At 67.4% G+C, this 16,973-nt stretch carries 14 protein-coding genes; 9 read left to right on the plus strand and 5 right to left on the minus strand.

Annotated elements, in window-relative coordinates:
* Positions 1 to 4 precede the first annotated feature (4 nt).
* The 4 genes from rpsO (at position 5) to AC3WRV_RS00510 (ending at position 5,031) form a co-directional block, all read left to right on the plus strand.
* On the plus strand, positions 5 to 274 hold the full coding sequence (gene rpsO / locus AC3WRV_RS00495) for a 30S ribosomal protein S15 (RefSeq protein ID WP_492311750.1): 270 nt from the start codon (positions 5 to 7) through the stop codon (positions 272 to 274).
* Positions 275 to 519: 245 nt separating this feature from the next.
* Positions 520 to 2,757, plus strand: coding sequence for a polyribonucleotide nucleotidyltransferase (pnp, locus tag AC3WRV_RS00500; protein ID WP_492311751.1), 2,238 nt, complete (start codon positions 520 to 522; stop codon positions 2,755 to 2,757).
* A 177-nt stretch (positions 2,758 to 2,934) separates the two neighbouring features.
* On the plus strand, positions 2,935 to 3,531 hold the full coding sequence (locus AC3WRV_RS00505) for a hypothetical protein (RefSeq protein ID WP_291838829.1): 597 nt from the start codon (positions 2,935 to 2,937) through the stop codon (positions 3,529 to 3,531).
* Between the two features lie 42 nt (positions 3,532 to 3,573).
* Positions 3,574 to 5,031, plus strand: coding sequence for a hypothetical protein (locus AC3WRV_RS00510; protein ID WP_492311752.1), 1,458 nt, complete (start codon positions 3,574 to 3,576; stop codon positions 5,029 to 5,031).
* 202 nt (positions 5,032 to 5,233) lie between these two features.
* Here AC3WRV_RS00510 and AC3WRV_RS00515 read toward each other — a convergent pair whose 3' ends face one another.
* On the minus strand, positions 5,234 to 5,473 hold the full coding sequence (locus AC3WRV_RS00515) for a hypothetical protein (protein ID WP_492311753.1): 240 nt from the start codon (positions 5,471 to 5,473) through the stop codon (positions 5,234 to 5,236).
* A gap of 136 nt (positions 5,474 to 5,609) precedes the next feature.
* On the opposite strand from AC3WRV_RS00515, the gene AC3WRV_RS00520 reads away from it, so the two are divergent.
* Positions 5,610 to 6,164 (plus strand): GrpB family protein, encoded by a 555-nt coding sequence (locus AC3WRV_RS00520; protein WP_492311754.1) that lies wholly within the window; start codon positions 5,610 to 5,612, stop codon positions 6,162 to 6,164.
* Here the strand turns inward: AC3WRV_RS00520 and AC3WRV_RS00525 are convergent.
* On the minus strand, positions 6,146 to 6,871 hold the full coding sequence (locus tag AC3WRV_RS00525; protein ID WP_492311755.1) for a rhomboid family intramembrane serine protease: 726 nt from the start codon (positions 6,869 to 6,871) through the stop codon (positions 6,146 to 6,148). The two genes, AC3WRV_RS00520 and AC3WRV_RS00525, sit on opposite strands and share 19 nt — an antisense overlap.
* Before the next feature lie 290 nt (positions 6,872 to 7,161).
* Between AC3WRV_RS00525 and AC3WRV_RS00530 the strand changes: the two genes are divergently transcribed.
* Entirely contained in the window at positions 7,162 to 7,713 is a 552-nt protein-coding gene (locus tag AC3WRV_RS00530) for a hypothetical protein (RefSeq protein ID WP_492311756.1), read from the plus strand.
* Positions 7,694 to 8,431: a hypothetical protein gene (locus AC3WRV_RS00535; protein WP_492311757.1), complete on the plus strand. Its 738-nt coding sequence runs from the start codon at positions 7,694 to 7,696 to the stop codon at positions 8,429 to 8,431. Before AC3WRV_RS00530 ends, AC3WRV_RS00535 begins: the two co-directional genes overlap by 20 nt.
* 55 nt (positions 8,432 to 8,486) lie before the next feature.
* On the opposite strand, the gene clpB is transcribed toward AC3WRV_RS00535, so the two are convergent.
* Both clpB and AC3WRV_RS00545 read right to left on the minus strand, forming a co-directional pair.
* Positions 8,487 to 11,075, minus strand: a complete 2,589-nt coding sequence (gene clpB, locus AC3WRV_RS00540; protein WP_492311758.1) for an ATP-dependent chaperone ClpB — start codon at positions 11,073 to 11,075, stop codon at positions 8,487 to 8,489.
* Positions 11,076 to 11,209: 134 nt separating this feature from the next.
* Positions 11,210 to 13,522: a TonB-dependent receptor domain-containing protein gene (locus tag AC3WRV_RS00545; protein ID WP_492311759.1), complete on the minus strand. Its 2,313-nt coding sequence runs from the start codon at positions 13,520 to 13,522 to the stop codon at positions 11,210 to 11,212.
* Positions 13,523 to 13,771: 249 nt separating this feature from the next.
* Here AC3WRV_RS00545 and AC3WRV_RS00550 point away from each other — a divergent pair, with 249 nt between their 5' ends.
* Entirely contained in the window at positions 13,772 to 15,400 is a 1,629-nt protein-coding gene (locus AC3WRV_RS00550) for a serine hydrolase (RefSeq protein ID WP_492311760.1), read from the plus strand.
* 4 nt (positions 15,401 to 15,404) lie between these two features.
* Positions 15,405 to 16,256 carry a hypothetical protein gene (locus tag AC3WRV_RS00555; protein ID WP_492311761.1) on the plus strand — a complete coding sequence of 284 codons (852 nt, stop codon included), beginning with the start codon at positions 15,405 to 15,407 and terminating at the stop codon, positions 16,254 to 16,256.
* Between the two features lie 7 nt (positions 16,257 to 16,263).
* Here AC3WRV_RS00555 and AC3WRV_RS00560 read toward each other — a convergent pair whose 3' ends face one another.
* Positions 16,264 to 16,962 carry a DUF4893 domain-containing protein gene (locus AC3WRV_RS00560; RefSeq protein WP_492311762.1) on the minus strand — a complete coding sequence of 233 codons (699 nt, stop codon included), beginning with the start codon at positions 16,960 to 16,962 and terminating at the stop codon, positions 16,264 to 16,266.
* Between the last annotated feature and the right edge of the window lie 11 nt (positions 16,963 to 16,973).

Consider the following 16,973-nt stretch of genomic DNA (forward strand, 5'->3'; position numbering starts at 1 on the left):
CACGATGTCGATCACCGCCGCCCGCAAGGGCGAAGTCATCGCCGATAACGCTCGTTCCGACGGCGACACCGGCTCTGCTGAAGTCCAGGTCGCGATCCTCTCGGAACGCATCGCCAACCTGACCGAGCACTTCAAGACGCACAAGAAGGACAACCACTCGCGCCGCGGCCTGCTCAAGATGGTCTCGCAGCGTCGTCGCCTTCTTGACCACCTGGCGAAGGTCGATCGCGAGCGCTACGCCGCTCTGATCGGCAAGCTGAACCTGCGCCGCTAAGCGCAGATCGCGGAACAGATTCGAGGCGCGGGCCATGTCCGCGCCTCTTTCCGCATCCAGAGACCAGCCGCGCGCCGCGGTTCTGTAACGGCGCATGACGCGAGGGCTGAATACCGGTCCTCAGACACTCCCGGGTCTGTCGCGATGGCGCGGCGGCCCATGGACCGAAGGACTGAACGCCCGACGCTCCACCCATTGATGGGACTCCGCCGGGAATACGCCCGCCGGAATACGAAAGACGAAACATGTTCGATATCAAACGCAAGACGATCGACTGGGCCGGCCGCCCGCTGACGCTGGAAACCGGCCGCATCGCCCGTCAGGCCGACGGCGCCGTGCTGGCGACCTACGGCGAGACCGTGGTTCTGGCCACCGTCGTCTACGGTCGCGCGCCCAAGCCGGGCCTGGATTTCTTCCCGCTGACCGTCAACTACCAGGAAAAGACCTTCGCCGCCGGCAAGATCCCGGGCGGCTACTTCAAGCGTGAAGGCCGTCCGACCGAGAAGGAGACCCTGGTCTCCCGCCTGATCGACCGTCCGATCCGCCCGCTGTTCGTCAAGGGCTTCAAGAACGAGACCCAGGTCGTCATCACCGTGCTGCAGCACGACCTCGAGAACGACCCGGACGTCGTCGGCATGGTCGCCGCCTCGGCCGCCCTGACCATCTCGGGCGTTCCCTTCATGGGCCCGATCGGCGCCGCCCGCGTCGGCTACATCGACGGTGAGCTGGTCCTGAACCCGACCATCGACCAACTGCCGGACTCGGACCTGGACCTGGTCGTCGCCGGCACCACCGACGCCCTGATGATGGTGGAATCGGAAGCCAAGGAACTGTCGGAACAGGTCTTCCTCGACGCCCTGATGTTCGCCCACCGCGGCATGCAGCCGGTCATCGAAGCGATCATCGAACTGGCCGAGCACGCCGCCAAGGAGCCCTTCGACTTCCAGGCCGAAGACCACTCGGACGTCGTCGCCTCGATCCAGAAGCTGGTCGGTGAAGACATCAAGGCCGCCTACACCCACGTCGGCAAGCATGACCGCCACGCCGCCGTCGGCGCCGCCAAGAAGAAGGCCGCCGAGGCCCTGGTGAAGACCGAAGAGAACCCGGACGGCGTCGAGTCGGCCAAGTTCGCCACCGCCTTCAAGGAATGCGAAGCCCACGTCCTGCGTCGCGACATCATCGACAACGGCCACCGCGTCGACGGCCGCGCGCTGGACAAGGTCCGCTCGATCGTCTCGGAAGTCGGCGTCTTCCCGCGCACCCACGGTTCGGCCCTGTTCACCCGCGGTGAAACGCAGGCCATCGTCGTCGCCACCCTCGGCACCGGCGAAGACGAGCAGTACATCGACGCCCTGACCGGGACGTACAAAGAGAAGTTCCTGCTGCACTACAACTTCCCTCCCTACTCGGTCGGCGAGACCGGTCGTATGGGCGGCGCGGGCCGTCGGGAAATCGGTCACGGCAAGCTGGCCTGGCGGGCGATCCGTCCGATGCTGCCGACGTCGGAAGAGTTCCCCTACACGATCCGCCTGGTCTCCGAGATCACCGAGTCCAACGGCTCGTCCTCAATGGCCACGGTCTGCGGTTCGTCGCTGGCCCTGATGGACGCCGGCGTGCCCCTGAAGAAGCCCGTCTCGGGCATCGCCATGGGCCTGATCCTGGAGCCGTCGGGCGAGTTCGCCATCCTGTCGGACATCCTGGGTGACGAAGATCACCTGGGCGACATGGACTTCAAGGTCGCCGGCACCCGTGACGGCATCACCTCGCTGCAGATGGACATCAAGGTCGCCGGCATCACCGAAGAGATCATGAAGAAGGCCATCGCCCAGGCTTCGGCCGGCCGCCTTCACATCCTCGACGAGATGGACAAGGCCATCGACGGCGCCCGCACCGAACTGGGTGAGTTCGCGCCGAAGATCGAGTCCATCAAGGTCCCGGTCGACAAGATCCGCGAAGTCATCGGCACCGGCGGCAAGGTGATCCGCGAGATCGTCGAAAAGACCGGCGCCAAGATCAACATCGAAGACGACGGCACCGTGAAGATCGCCGCCTCGGACCAGGAAAAGATCGACGCCGCCAAGGCCTGGATCTCGTCCATCGTCTCGGAGCCGGAAGTCGGCACGATCTACACCGGCAAGGTCGTGAAGGTCGTCGACTTCGGCGCCTTCGTGAACTTCTTCGGCGCCAAGGACGGTCTGGTCCACGTGTCGCAACTGGCCCTGGAACGCGTCGCCAACCCGGCCGACGTCATTTCGGAAGGCCAGGAGGTCAAGGTCAAATTCCTGGGCCTGGACGACCGCGGCAAGACCAAGCTGTCGATGAAGGTCGTTGATCAGGCCACGGGTGAAGACCTGACGGACAAGATCAACGCCGAGCGCGCCGAGCGTGGCGAAGCCCCGCTGTCGGACGACACCGGCGGCCGTCCCAAGCGTGACGGCGACCGCGGCGGCGACCGCGGCCGCAGCCGCAGCCGCCGGGACTAAACTCCCCGCGCGTCCGCGCTGACTGAACAGGGGCCCCGGTGGAAACGCCGGGGCCCTTCGTCTTTGGGCCGCCGCGACACTCGCTAGGCGAGAGGGTTCGACAATCTTCGTTCAGTGATTGTCGGTTTCCGAAAACACGATAAGGTCCCTCCCGACAGATCAAACGGGAGACGAGCCATGGCCACGGATATCCTGCTGGGCGAGGCGGAGGTGGCGATCAAAAGCCCCGAAGTGACGATCCATCGCGAGAACGAGCCGGAGAACTCCTCGGCGCTGAATTTCCGGAACGCCACGGGCTACTGGCACATCTCCGGCCCCCGGACCTATGACCCGGGCAATCCGCTGTCGGTCTTCTGGAACAACAACAGCGGCTGGATCGGTCCGATGCTGACCATCCAGACCGGCGGCAACATCGGCGTCGGCACGAAAGAGCCGGCCAGCACCCTGCACGTGCACGGCGGCGAGGTGCATTCGACCGGTCCGGTGGCCGGCTTCTCCTTCACCACCCGCGACCTGCCGGACGGCAAGACGACCGGGAACGACTGGGGCGAGCGCTGGGTCTGGTACGCGACCCAGAAAAGCGCCCGGCTATGGTCGGACTCTGATCTTGTGACGGTCACCGCCCTCATCGGCAACCAGGCGAGAATGGCGGTGAAGGGCACCGTCGAGTGCACCTTCCTGAAGCTCAACGGCAAGCAGGTGGGATCGGAGCTTTCGAACCTGCGCAAGGAAATCGAAGCCCTCAAGGCCGAGATCGCCAAGCTGAAGGGCTAGGAGCCGCCGCGTCCCCGGACGCCGGACCGCGGAGGACCAGACATGGCGAACAAGAAGACCGCCTACCAGAAGATCGGCGACGCCCTGCACATCAGCCCGGCCGCGCAGAGCAAGCTGAAAGAGCTGTTCGAGGACGGCAAGGCCGCGGCGGACGCCATCGGACAGGCCGTGGCGATCGTCGGCGCCGTGATGGCGGTGGCCAAGATCGTCGGCATCCTGGAGGACAAAAGCCCCACCGACATCCTGTATGAAAAGCTGCAGGCGAACTTCAAGGCCATCGCCGCCAAGATCGATGCGGTCAGCAAGCAGATCCAGCGCCAGACCCTCGCCGAGCTGTGCGCGAACATCAAAACCGTGGACCAGGAGACGAAGACCTGGGCCCTGTACGTGAAGGCGCACAAGGTCGATCCGCCGGCCGGCAGCATCGAACGCGAGAAGATGATCGAGGCGTCGCCCATGTCCGGCTTCACCTCCAACCTGATCGAACAGCCGCAGGTCTGGGTCCGCACCTTCGACGAGACGGACCTGTGCACCCAGCCCTGGGGCAAGGGCCGCTATACGCCGCCCAAGGAGGAGTCCAACGGCTTTGTCTGGGAGTACCGTCACTTCCTGCCTCTGATGCTGCTGATCACCCGCTCGCGCCTGGCCTATCTGATCGCGACCGAGGGACCCGGGTTCGCGGACAAGAACCGGGACGCCTTCGCCGCCACCATCGCCTTCATGATCCAGGTGCACGACCGGATCATCAGCGGCTTCGTGCTGACGCCGGCGCCGGGGCTGAAGGGGCCGGACGGGCCGCTGATGGCCTTCCCCTTCGACGCGCCGCCGCCGGGCCATTATGTGCCGCTGAAGCCCCAGACCTTCTCGCCGTCGTATTGGGACCAGATGAAGACGCCCTGCGGCGCCGTGGACACCTACGCCGGGGTCGGGGCCTTCGAGGTCTTCCCGATGAGCCAGCCGATCCGGCACACCTATTTCGAGCGGTTCGACGAATACCTGTCGGCGGCCAACCTGCCGCTCAGCTCGCAGCCGACGCCGCAGATGCTGGAGAAGCCGCAGCAGGATTTCGAGGCGCAGCGGGCGGTGGGGCGCGCCGTTCTGGCGAAGGAGCAGGCCTATGCGGCGCGCTTCTACGCCATCTTCCTGATCCGGGCCCGGCGGGCGTGGCGCGAGCTCTACCAGTCCCTGGGGCTGGACAATGTGGTCGGGGCCGCCGACGGCTATGCGGTCGCGGTCGGCATTCCGGACCGCCCCCATTTCGCGCGCCACTATGCGGGCTTCCACTCGCTGGCGGCGGTGATGCAGCCCTCGGCGCGGACCACGGCGGAGCTGTCGAGCCCGCCCGCGGCGCCCCTGGCCCTGCACCGGTTCGACAGCGTGCGCGCCTTCGCCGACCTGCTGGGCGCCGACTTCGCGCACGCGCCGCCGATCAAGATCGGACCCTTCAAGATCGGCAAGAACATCGTCTCGCTGAAGCGGATCCTGGACGGGGACGACTGACGGATCACGGTCGCTCCGGACGGAGGAGAACACCGTCCGATGCGTCCGATGCGTCCGATGCGTCCGATGCGTCCGATGCGTCCGATGCGTCCGGGTCGCTGGCGCGAGGCGGATGCGATGTCAAAGACCAAAGCCCGCAGGCGCACGCATCAAAGCATGCGCCTGCGTCAGGATTGGTCGTGTGGTCCCGCCGCCCGGCGGATCAGGGGTAGAGGGCGGCGCAGTCGGCGCGGACGGCGGCGGCGCAGGCCTCGAAGGCGACGCCCTCGGGCGTCTCGGGGCTGGGTTTGTAGATGGCGCCGTTCCCGTCGCGCGGGTAGCAGGGCATCATCCGCTGACCGACACACTGGCGGTACTGCGGATTGTTCTGGGGCGCCGAGACGCCGACCGACGGGGCGACGGCGAGCAGCAGGACGGCGGGCACGGCGAGCAGGATCTTCATCGGGGAACCTCCGTTGGTGGATGGGTGAGAGGTTCGCGCGGAGGTTGGAGAGATGCAAGCGGAACGGTTGTCGCCGTCGCCTGCGCCGAGCGGCGATCCGTCTTGACCCTGCCCAGGTCCCTTCGGATCATGGCGCATGCTCAGGCCCGTCACGCTCGCGCCCTACACCCCGCAGTGGAAGGTCCGGGCCGAGGCCCTGATCGCGGACCTGCATGCGGCCGCGCCCCGGACCTTTGAGGCGGTGCACCATGTCGGCTCGACCGCCGTGCCGGGCCTGCGGGCCAAGCCGGTCATCGACCTGCTCGGCGAGACCGGAAGCCTGGCGATGATCGAGGCGGCGCGGCCGGCGCTGGAAGGGCTCGGTTATCGCTGGCGCGGCGAGAACGGCCTGGCCGGTCGGCGCTATCTCACTTGGGACGATCCGGGCACCGGCGCCCGCGGCGTCCATCTGCATGTCTATGCGGCGGGCGATCCCGCCCTGGCCTGGCATCTGGCCTTCCGCGACCGGCTGAGGGCCGACCCCGCCGTCGCCGCCGCCTATGAGAGGGAGAAGGCGCGCTGCGCGGCCCTGCATCCGGGAGACAGCGGGGCTTATGCGGCGTGTAAGAAGGCCTGGACGGATCGGGTGGCGGCGGAGGCGGTGCGCGGGTGGGTGACGCTGACGTCGGGAGGTCAGGGGCCCGGAGGCTGATTCCCCGTGGGTCGGCGGATCAGCAAGGGCATGGCGAACAGGCCGAACAGGAAGCCGCCGAGGTGGGCCTCCCACGCCAGCCCGCCCACGCCGCCGCTCATCCGGACCAGAACGAACAGAATGGCGAACAGGATGAGGTTCATCTTCGCGAAGGCCTTGACCTGAACCCAGACCGGCCCCGAGCGGATCGGAACGATCCCGCCGTCCGGGCCGATGCGGGACAGGGCTCCCCACAGGCCGCAGAGGGCGCCGGAGGCCCCGACCATGGGCACGGCACCGGCTGGATGCAGGGCGAGATACAACGCCGCGCCCAGCAGGCCGGAAATGGCATAAAGCGCCAGATAGCGGCCCCAGCCGCGTCGGTAGCCCCCCAGGCCGATCAGGACCGGCGGCGTCAGCGCCATGACTCCGCCGAGGTTCATCCACAGATGCATCGGGCCGCCGTGGACGAACATATGCGTCGCGAGGGTCAACCACCGGCCTTCCGCCAAAGCCTCGGACGAGAGGCCCCAGCGCGCGGGTCCGCCCACGAACCACTGGGCGACGAAGGCGAGGATCAGGACGGCGGCCGGCCAGATGCCGGTTGCACCCTCGGGTCCGTATTCAGCCTCCCAGGTCGCAGGATTCCACACCGGCCCGCGGCCCGCCCGGCCATCGGTGGCGCGCGTCAGGGCGGAGCCGGGGGCGGGAGGCGCGTCGTCGCTCATCGGCGGGAGTGTGGCCGAGGATGGGGGCCGTGACCATGATGCTTCTCTCGGTGGGAGAAGTTGGCCGGTAAGGCCTGACGAGGGTTGGATGGGTGAAGCGGCGAAGCCGCCCCCGGACAGTCGATCCTCACTGCTTTCAGGCAAGAACGGCGGCTTCGCCGTGGAGGGGATGCCTCTGCATAAGGTGGTTGGTGCCTATGTCGAAACCACGCTTAAGGGAAAGCTCGGCCGCGACTCGCGCAGGTTGATCTGAGTTGTTAACCTTCGTACGGCGAATCATCGGAGGCCCCATGAAAGTACGCATCCAGCAAGGTTCAAGTTCGATTGAGATCGAAGGCGAGCAGTCGGAAGTTTCTGCGGTTCTGGAGCGCTGGTGGAATCCAACCGCAGTGTATGAAAACGGCGACGAGACACTCGCCGAGCAAACAGGTGCGCCTACTCCCAAACGCCGAGCACCAAAGCGCTCGAGTACCCGTCCATCGGGACTACCCCGGGAAAGTGCCTCAAAGCTGAACGCTGAAAATGTGGCGAACCAGATGAAGGAGGACCCCCGGTTCGAGGTGTTCCGAACGCGCTTTATTTTGGGCGATGCTAGTCGATCCGACCGCGCCAAATTTGTATCTTGGTTTGTCGGCGACACCCCGATTACTAGCGGCGACGTCTCGCGAGTTATGACTGCGATTGGAGTGAAATTCGATGGAGCCACCGCGTCTAGGGCAATGAGTGACAGCACACACGACTGGATCAAAGACTCCTCGGGACCTCAAACGACATTCCGACTGTCGGCGTCTGCACGCCATTCGTTCGAGCAAAAGGTCCTGAATGCGAAACCAGCAGCTTAGTGCTTTCACCGCAAGACTAAGTGGGGAAGCGCTTCGCGAGGTCGATACGGCAGTCGCGGTACTTTGGTTTCTTACCCACGCTGGCCCCCACGAGGCGGAAGTAACAGCTAAGGAAATTGCCGAGGTGATTGTCGAGCAACGTCTCAGTGGGAACGTAAATGCGTCGCGACTGGCCAGCAATCTAGCGAAGCATCCCAATGTGGTGCGGGGGCGGAGCCTTGGTGCGTTTCGGATTCGGTCCTCATCGGACGGCAAACTCACGGCACAATATAGGGACTACGCAGACCTCTCCAATGCTCACGTTGAGGACCTCCTGATATCAGCAGGCATCAACTTCGGAGGGCGCAGAAATTTTGATGCAATCCGCCGTGAAGCAAACGGCGCTTATGAGCGGGCATTCTACAATTCTTCCGCTGTAATGTGCCGACGGCTATCAGAAATGCTTCTCATTGAAGCATTCGACAAAGCGGGCCATTTGGAAGAAGTGCGGGATGGAAAAGGCAACCTCCTGCCATTCGCGGACCTGATAACCGCAGCCACGAGTGGCCGCTTCCTAAAGCTATCGCGTACCGCCCCGAATGCACTTTCCAAGGTAAAGCAGCTGGGAGATGGAGCCGCTCATCATCGGCACTATCTGGCCGCCAAGAAGGATTTGGACGACCTCAATCCCGGTTTCGCACTTTTGATTTCCGAACTGGCGGCTCTTGCGGGATTTTGAGTTTCGCGAGCGGGCCCGTCCATGATCCACCGGAGAGGGCGCGGCATCAGGCAGCCTAGTGCACCCGCGCCTTCCCGATCTCCAGCCCGTCCCCGCCCGCTGACACGGCGATCACGGAGCCGTCCTCGATCTCCCCGGCCAGCAGTTTGCGGGCGATCGGGTCGACCAGTTCCTTCTGGATCACCCGCTTGAGCGGACGCGCGCCATAGACCGGGTCATAGCCCTTGTCGGCCAGCCAGGCGGCGGCGGTGTCGTCGAGCGCCAGCGTCAGGCGGCGGTCGGCCAGCAGCTTCTCGAAGCGGGCCAGCTGGATGCGGACGATGCCGCCCATCTGTTCGCGGCCCAGGCGGCGGAACAGGATGATCTCGTCGATGCGGTTCAGGAACTCGGGGCGGAAGTGGGCGCGGACGGCGTCCATGACGTAGGGGCGGACCGCCTCGACGTCGTCGCCTTCGCCCTGGTTGGCCAGGGCCTCGGAGCCGAGGTTGCTGGTCATGATGATCAGGGTGTTGCGGAAGTCGATGGTGCGGCCCTGGCCGTCGGTCAGGCGACCGTCGTCCAGCACCTGGAGCAGGACGTTGAAGACGTCGGGGTGGGCCTTTTCGACCTCGTCGAACAGGACGACCTGATAGGGCCGCCGACGGACCGCTTCCGTCAGGGCGCCGCCCTCGTCATAGCCGACGTAGCCCGGAGGGGCGCCGATCAGGCGGCTGACGGAGTGCTTCTCCATGTATTCCGACATGTCGAGACGGGTGATGGCGGCCTCGTCGTCGAACAGGAAGTCAGCCAGGGCCTTGGTCAGCTCGGTCTTGCCGACGCCCGTCGGGCCCAGGAAGAGGAAGCTGCCCAGCGGGCGGTTGGGGTCGTTGAGGCCGGCGCGGGCTCTACGGACCGCATCGGAGACAGCCTCCAGCGCGGCGTCCTGGCCGACCACGCGGTGGCGCAGGGCGTCCTCCATCTGGAGCAGCTTTTCGCGCTCGCCCTCCAGCATCTTGTCGACCGGAACGCCGGTCCAGCGGGAGACGACGGCGGCGATCTGTTCGGCGTCGACGACTTCGGGCGTCAACGGTCCGGACCCGGAGCTTTCGGCGGCTTCGGCGTCGGCGAGCTGTTTCTCGATCTGCGGAATCTGGCCGTAGGCGATCTCGGACGCACGGCCCAGGTCGCCGGCGCGCTGGGCGGCGGCCAGTTCGGCCCGCAGGCGGTCGAGCGTCTCGCGCAGCTGGGCGCCGGCGCCGACCTTTTCCTTCTCGGCCTTCCAGCGGGCGGTCAGGTCGTCGGACTGTCCCTCCAGATCGAGGATCTCGTCCTCGAGCTTTTCGAGGCGGTGCTGGGAGGCGCTGTCGGTCTCCTTCTTCAGGGCCTCGCGCTCGATCTTCAGCTGGACCAGGCGGCGATCGATCTCGTCCAGGGCCTCGGGCTTGGAGTCGACGGCCATGCGCACGCGGCTGGCGGCCTCGTCGACCAGGTCGATGGCCTTGTCCGGCAGGAAGCGGTCGGTGATGTAGCGGTTCGACAGGGTGGCGGCGGCGACGATGGCGGCGTCGGAAATGCGCACCCCGTGGTGGACCTCGTACTTCTCCTTCAGTCCACGGAGGATCGAGACGGTGTCCTCGACCGTGGGCTCGGCGACGAAGACCGGCTGGAAGCGCCGGGCCAGGGCCGCGTCCTTCTCCACGTGCTTGCGGTACTCGTCCAGCGTGGTGGCGCCGACGCAGTGCAGCTCGCCGCGGGCCAGGGCCGGCTTGAGCAGGTTGGAGGCGTCCATGGCGCCGTCGCCCTTACCGGCGCCGACCAGGGTGTGCATCTCGTCAATGAACAGGACGATGCCGCCCTCGGCCGCCGCAACCTCGTTCAGCACGGCCTTGAGCCGCTCCTCGAACTCGCCACGGTATTTGGCGCCGGCGATCAGGCTGCCCATGTCGAGCGACAGGACCTTCTTGTCGCGCAGGCTTTCAGGCACGTCGCCGTTGACGATCCGCAACGCGAGTCCTTCGACGATGGCGGTCTTCCCGACGCCGGGTTCGCCGATCAGGACGGGGTTGTTCTTGGTGCGGCGGGCCAGGACCTGGATGGTGCGGCGGATCTCCTCGTCGCGGCCGATGACCGGGTCGATCTTGCCGTCGGCGGCGGCCAGGGTCAGGTCGCGGGCGTAGCGTTTGAGGGCGTCATAGCCGTCTTCGGCGGCGGCGCTGTCGGCGGTCTTGCCCTTGCGGACCTCGACGATGGCGGCGTCCAGCGCGTCGGGCTTGGCCCCGGCGGCGCCGAGGACGGTGGCGGCGACCCCGCCTTCGCGGGCGAGGGCCGAGAGCAGGCGTTCGGTGGTGACGAAGGCGTCGCCGGCCTTCTTGGACGCGGCCTCGGCGGCGGCGAAGACCCGGGCGGTGTCGCCGTCCAGATAGAGCTGGCCCGAGCCGCCGGAGACCTGGGCGCGCTTGCTCAGCGCGGTCTCGACGTCAGCTTCGGCGCGCTTGGGGTCGCCCCCGGCGGCGGTGATCAGGTTGCGGGCGAGGCCGTCGCGCTCTTCCAGAAGCACCTTGAGCAGGTGTTCGGGCGCGAATTGCTGGTGCCGGCGGGCCAGCGCCAGCGACTGGGCGGATTGGACGGCCTGTTTGGCGCGGTCGGAGTAGAGGTCGAGATTCAAGGCGGGCATCCCCTTCTGAGGCGGATTCCGGAAGACGCGCCCTTTCAAGCCAGCGACGCGCCGTCCGGCTGCAGCTCAGGTGGGTGTGGCCCATTCGCCACGCAAGAGCGAGCCCTTGCGTGGCGACAGAGGGATCAGCTTCCGGTCGACGGCGCCGAGAAGTCGAACTGTTCCGGGCGCCGCTGGCCCGAGCCGAAGGTCCAAGTCAGGCCGATATAGGCCGCACGGCCGCCGAAGGTCATGCGGGTGCGGTCGGTGAAGGCCGGGGTCTGGATGGTGGTGGTCGCCCCGAACTCGTCGAGGACGTCGCGCACGGTCGCCTGGAAGGACCAGTCCTTGTTGAGCTTGCGGCGGTAGCCGAAGTTCACCAGCGTGGCCTGCACGCGCTCGCCCTGGGCCAGCAGCTGGTCGCCGGTCCAGATGCCGGAGAGCTGCACGAAGTCGTCCTGGGTCGGCTGCCAGTTGAGCGTCAGGCGGCCGCCGACGCTCTCGATCGAGCGGTTGACCGCGCCCGGAATGCCCGCGGCGTCGATTTCCTGACGGAAGCCGTTGATGCTGGCGTTGTAGCGCAGGGTCGGATGCAGCGCCCCGTTGGCCACCAGCTCGATGCCCGTGGCGGTGCTGGAGCCGAGATTCTCGGGCCGGGTCAGGAAGACGCCGCCGCCGATGTCGCTGGTCACCTGGGTGAAGGCGTCGGTGGTGTCGCGGTAGTAGAGGGTCGCCTGATAGAAGGTCTGCTGAACCCGCTTCTGCCACATGACCTCGAAGGAATCCGTCTCCTGCGGCAGCAGGTTCGGGTTGCCCGAGCGGTAGTTGAGGTTGTCCTGATAGCTCAGGAAGGGGTTCAGGTCCTGCGGGTTGGGCCGCTGGATGCGCCGGCTGTAGCTGCCGCGGACGGTCTCGCCCTCGCTGAGCGTGTAGGACAGGTGCAGCGTCGGATAGGCGCGGAAATAGTCGTTGGACGACTGGATGTTGGTCGTGACCTGGTCGAGGTCGATGTTCGCCTGTTCCAGCCGCAGGCCGAACTGGGCCGACAGCTTCTCGCCGAACGGCTTTTCCCAGGTCGCATAGAGAGCGTGCACCGTCTGATCGACGTGGAACGCGTTGGAGACGATCGGATCGGGGATCATGCCGCCGGGCGTCGGACCCCGCGCGACGAAGTTGTCGAGCTTCAGATTGGACGCCTGCAGCTCGTAACCGAGACGCAGACGGCCGCCGTCCGCCAGGGGGCGGACATAGGCGCTGGTGATCCCCAGCTGGTCCTGGCGGTTCTGGTTCTCGACCGTCTCATAGGACAGGGCCGGCGCCGGGATGCGCAGGTTCACCGTGGTGTCGAAGTCGAGGCTGAAGCGGTTGCGGTCGAAACGGACCTCGTTGGACCATTCGTGGCCCTGGCCGTCGAAGCGGCGCAGGACGCGCGCCGACCCGCCCGAGAACTGGCCCGAGAAACCGCCGGTCGAGTTGCGGGCGTAGGCCGAGGCCAGGCCGCCGCTGGCGGCATCGGCCTCATAGAGGTCGAGGGCGTTGATCACGTTCTCAACGTCGACGTGGCGGACTTCGCCGGTGATCTGCGTCTTGTCGTCGAGGTTATGTTCGGCCGCGAGGCGCACGAAGACGTTGTCGGAATGGCCGTCGGCGTTCAGGTTCGAGCGCGCCTGGAGGAAGCGACCGGCGCCGGCGTCGAACCGTTCACGCAGGCGGTCGATCTCCTGAACGAAGGTGTCGTGACGCACGCCGATATCGGCCGACAGGGTCGTCTTGCCGATCACATGGGCGATGCTGCCGCCGAAATTGTAGCGCTCGTTGTCGCCGATATTGGCGCGGATCGAGCCGGTGGTGGTCGCGCCGGGACGCACGGCGTTGGGCTTGGAGATCAGATTGATCACCCCGCCCGATCCTTCAGGGCTGTAGGCGGCCGAAGGGTTGGTCATCACCTCGATGCGCGCGTACTGGCTGGCCGGAATCTGCAGCACCATCTGGGCGCGGCTCGGGCCGTTGAACTGGGTCGAGGGCCGGCCGTCGACCAGGATGGTGACGTTGGCGTCGCCGCGCAGGCTGACGTTGCCGTCGGGATCGACCTCGACCGACGGCACATTGCGAAGGGCGTCGGCCAGGGAGCCCGTGGCCGCCTGCAGGTCGTTCGCCAGGCTGTAGCTGGTCGAGTCGATCGACGTGCGGACATCGTTGGGACGGGCCGCGACGACCACGTCGCCGATCGCCGTCGGCTCGGCCGGAGCCTCCTGAGGCTTTTCGCCCTCGGGAGCCGGGGCCTGAGCGGGCGTCTGGGCGGGCGTCTGGGCCGGCGCCGGGGCGGGCGTCGGGGCCTGAGCCTGGGTCGGGGCGGCGCGCGGCGCGGGCTGCGGAGCCGGAGCGGTCTGGGCGGCCGCGGCGCCGACGGGCAGCGTCAGGGCGACGCTGGTGAGCAGGATGAGCTTAAGGTTCGACATGGCCCCCAGCCATAGAGATGCGAAGGCCGGGACCGCCTTCGCGCAGCCTGCTGACTAACAGCGATTTGCGGATCACCCGAGTTACATCTTTTTCATTTCATTACGGTTTTTACACAACACGTCACTTTTCCGCCCTTTCGTCTGCACATCTCGAACAGCATGACCGGGTGGACGGCTCCGCCGCTTCCCGCTTGGCGACGGACGGGTGGGCGGGCTAGCGTCCCGGCGCAATTTGTCGGGAGCGTCTCCATGTCCATCCGTCTCACGCGCCGCGCGGCGCTGATCTCGTCCGCCGGCGCCGCCGCCCTGCCCGCGACCGGATGGACCCAGACGGCGGACCAGACGGCGCTGGCGGATCAGGTCGACGCCTTCGTGAAGCGGGCCATGGCCGCCTTCCCCGATCAACCGGCGGTGTCGGTCGCCGTGGTCAAGGACGGCCGGCCGGTGCTGACCCGCGGCTACGGCGTGCGCGCCATCGGCGGGGCGGCGGTGGACGAGCACACCCTGTTCGCCATTGCGTCCAACACCAAGGCGGTGACGTGCGCCGCCCTGTCGATCCTGATCGACGAGGGCAAGGTGAAATGGGACGAACCCGTGCGGACCTATCTGCCCGGGTTCAGCCTGTCCAAGCCCGAGCTGAACGACATGGTCACGGTGCGCGACCTGGTCAGCCACCGCATCGGCTTCGGCCTGGGCGCCGGCGACCTGCTGTTCTGGCCGAACGGCAATCGCAGCCGGGCCGAGATCATGGCGGCCATCCCGCACGTGCCGATCGAGGACAGCTTCCGGACCTCCTACCACTACTGCAACCTGATGTTCGTGGCGGCGGGCGAGGTCGTCGCGGCGGCCAGCGGCATGCCGTGGGAGCAGTTCATCCAGACGCGCATCCTGACGCCGCTGGGCATGACCGAGACCCTGCCGCTGATGACCCACGCCGACCCCGCCAAGTCGGCGCTGCCGCACGGCCGGATCGGACCGCCGCTGCGCTACCAGGGGCCGATGCAGACCATCGGCCAGTCGATCAAGGAGGTCTGGGACTGGTCGGCGGCGGGCGCCGCCGGCGGCTTCGTCACCAATCCGGTCGACTGGGCCAAGTGGATCGCCGTGCAGCTGAACAGGGGCGCCCTGCCCGACGGGACGCGCCTGTGGTCCGAGGCGCGGTCGAACGAGATGTGGCGGCCGAACATCATCATCTCCAGTTCGGGCGGACCGACGGCGGAGCTGCCGGGCCGGGCCATCGCCTCGACGTACGCCACCGGCTGGCAGGTGCAGGACTATCGCGGCGAGCGGTTCATCACCCACGGCGGCGGCGCCCCCGGCTATCTGTCGGGCACGGTGCTGCTGCCGGGCCGCAACGCCGGCTTCAGCTATTTCACCAACGCGGAAGAAAGCCAGCTGACGCGCACCCTGCGCAGCGGCATCGCCGACATCATCATGGGCAAGACCGGCTTCGACTGGATCGCCGACGGGGTGCGGCTGACGCAGGAAGGCAATGCGAAATCCATTGCGGCCGCCGCCGAGATCGACGCGAAACAGGCGGCGGGCGCCGCGCCGTCCCTGCCCATCGCGGCCTATGCCGGAGCGTGGCGCGATCCCTGGTACGGCGAGATCCGGATCGAGGAACAGACCACCGGGCGCGGCCGCAACCGCCGCACGGGCCTGCACCTGGACTTCACCCGCACCAACGCCCTGAAGGGGCCGCTGGAACCCTATGACGGCGACACTTTCCGCACCCGCTTCCCCGACAAGCGCGAGGAGGACGTGTTCGTGACCTTCAAGGTCGAGAACGGCGTGGCGGTTGCGGCGACGCTGAAGGCGGTCAGTCCGGACGCGGACTTCAGCTACGACTATCAAGACCTGCGGCTGGCGAAGGGCTGACCTGATGATCTCGTTGCTTCTCACCCTCCTGACCGCCGCGCCGCAGGTGCAGGAGGGGCCCATGCCGCCCGCTTGCGTCGGCCCCACCTTCGCCGGCTGGCAGGCCTGCGCGGACGCGGCGCGGGAAGGCACGCCCGCCTATAGCCTGGCCATGATCAACCTGGGGACCGAGGCCTACATGCGGGGCGACCTGACCGAGGCGCTGCGATTCTATGACAAGGCCGAGATCCCCGGTCACGCCATGACCTCGGATATCGTGTTCCACACCTTCAGAGCCGACGCCCGCCGCTATGGCGGTCGCGTGGAAGACGCCCGCGCCGACGCCGCCATCGCCTGGGGCTTCCTGGACGGTCGTCCGCCGGCGGACACGCCCGCCTACGCCCTGATGCCGGTCAACGACGAGCTGCGCGCCCTGATCCTCAGCATCCTTCTGCCGATCCTGAAGGACAGCGATCCCACGGCCTTCCAGAAGGCGCGGGTGATGTATCTGGCGGTTCCGGCCATCGGCTGGGAGGCCCTGAGCCGCCGCGCCGGGACACTGACGGAACTGGGCGACTACGAGGCCGCCGTGGCCGCCAGCAAGGGCGCCCTGGATCTGCAGCCCGCGGACCCGCTGACCCAGAACAACCACTGCTACACCTTGGTCGAGGCCGGCCGGGCCGCCGAGGGCGTGACCTATTGCGAGCGTGCCGTCGCGGGCCGGCCGGAACTGGCGCCGGTGCGCCATTCCTATGCGGCGGCGCTGGCGGCGTTGGGCCGATGCGAGGACGCCGAGGCCCAGCTGGCCGAAGCGCGCCGCCTCGACCCCGGCGGAGCCCTGTACCGCGAACCGCTGGCCTGCACGCCGAAGGGCTGAGCCCCCGTCAGCGCGCCAGTTCGAGGATCTCGAGCTTGGATTCCACGCGCGGCCACGGCACGACCATGCGCCAGCGCTCGGGGCCGATGCGTTCGAACACGCCGACCTGGTCGCGTTCGGACTGGGCGCCGTAGGCCGGGAAGCCGGTTTCGTCCGCGCCCCAGGCCTGGGCGCCGATGAAGACGAGACGACGGTCCGTGTCCGGATAAAGCAGCCCGCGCGTGCGCTGCGATCCCGTCGTCTTGGTCAGGATCAGGTCGCCGCCAGGCGTCAGCTCGACCGTGCAGCGGAAGAAGGGATAGGCGACATAGGCCAGCCCGCCCTCGGCCTTGGCCCCCAGCTTGACCGTGCGGCAGCGATAGGTCCCCGGCGGGGGCTGGAGCCGCCCGGCCTGGCCGGCGTTCGGATCGACCAGCGGCCCCAGGGCCTCGACCTGCGAGGCGAAGCCCTTGTCCTCCGCCTCGGCGCGCGCCAGGCGCCAGGCCTCGTCCAGGCGGCCCAGATTGGCGGCGTCGGCGGCGGACGCGATCCCGCGCCAGCCGGAAGCCTCGGCCTGTTCGGCCTTCTCAGGGATTGGAGCCGGAGCGGCGGCCGGATTTTCGGCGGGCTCGGGCGCGGCGGGGCTGTCGCCGGTCGAGGGGGGCGGATTGTCGCCGCACGCCGCAAGCAGGGCGGCGACGGAAGCGACGGCGATCAGGGTCCGCATCGGGCAGGCTC

It is taken from the genome of Brevundimonas sp. EU05-FHT14B11 (genome assembly GCF_058790835.1).

Coding starts and splice junctions, on each gene's coding strand:
- rpsO (WP_492311750.1), top strand. CDS start 5: ATGTCGATCACCGCCGCCCGCAAGGGCGAAGTCATCGCCGATAACGCT.
- pnp (WP_492311751.1), top strand. CDS start 520: ATGTTCGATATCAAACGCAAGACGATCGACTGGGCCGGCCGCCCGCTG.
- AC3WRV_RS00505 (WP_291838829.1), top strand. CDS start 2,935: ATGGCCACGGATATCCTGCTGGGCGAGGCGGAGGTGGCGATCAAAAGC.
- AC3WRV_RS00510 (WP_492311752.1), top strand. CDS start 3,574: ATGGCGAACAAGAAGACCGCCTACCAGAAGATCGGCGACGCCCTGCAC.
- AC3WRV_RS00515 (WP_492311753.1), bottom strand. CDS start 5,473: ATGAAGATCCTGCTCGCCGTGCCCGCCGTCCTGCTGCTCGCCGTCGCC.
- AC3WRV_RS00520 (WP_492311754.1), top strand. CDS start 5,610: ATGCTCAGGCCCGTCACGCTCGCGCCCTACACCCCGCAGTGGAAGGTC.
- AC3WRV_RS00525 (WP_492311755.1), bottom strand. CDS start 6,871: ATGAGCGACGACGCGCCTCCCGCCCCCGGCTCCGCCCTGACGCGCGCC.
- AC3WRV_RS00530 (WP_492311756.1), top strand. CDS start 7,162: ATGAAAGTACGCATCCAGCAAGGTTCAAGTTCGATTGAGATCGAAGGC.
- AC3WRV_RS00535 (WP_492311757.1), top strand. CDS start 7,694: ATGCGAAACCAGCAGCTTAGTGCTTTCACCGCAAGACTAAGTGGGGAA.
- AC3WRV_RS00545 (WP_492311759.1), bottom strand. CDS start 13,522: ATGTCGAACCTTAAGCTCATCCTGCTCACCAGCGTCGCCCTGACGCTG.
- AC3WRV_RS00550 (WP_492311760.1), top strand. CDS start 13,772: ATGTCCATCCGTCTCACGCGCCGCGCGGCGCTGATCTCGTCCGCCGGC.
- AC3WRV_RS00555 (WP_492311761.1), top strand. CDS start 15,405: ATGATCTCGTTGCTTCTCACCCTCCTGACCGCCGCGCCGCAGGTGCAG.
- AC3WRV_RS00560 (WP_492311762.1), bottom strand. CDS start 16,962: ATGCGGACCCTGATCGCCGTCGCTTCCGTCGCCGCCCTGCTTGCGGCG.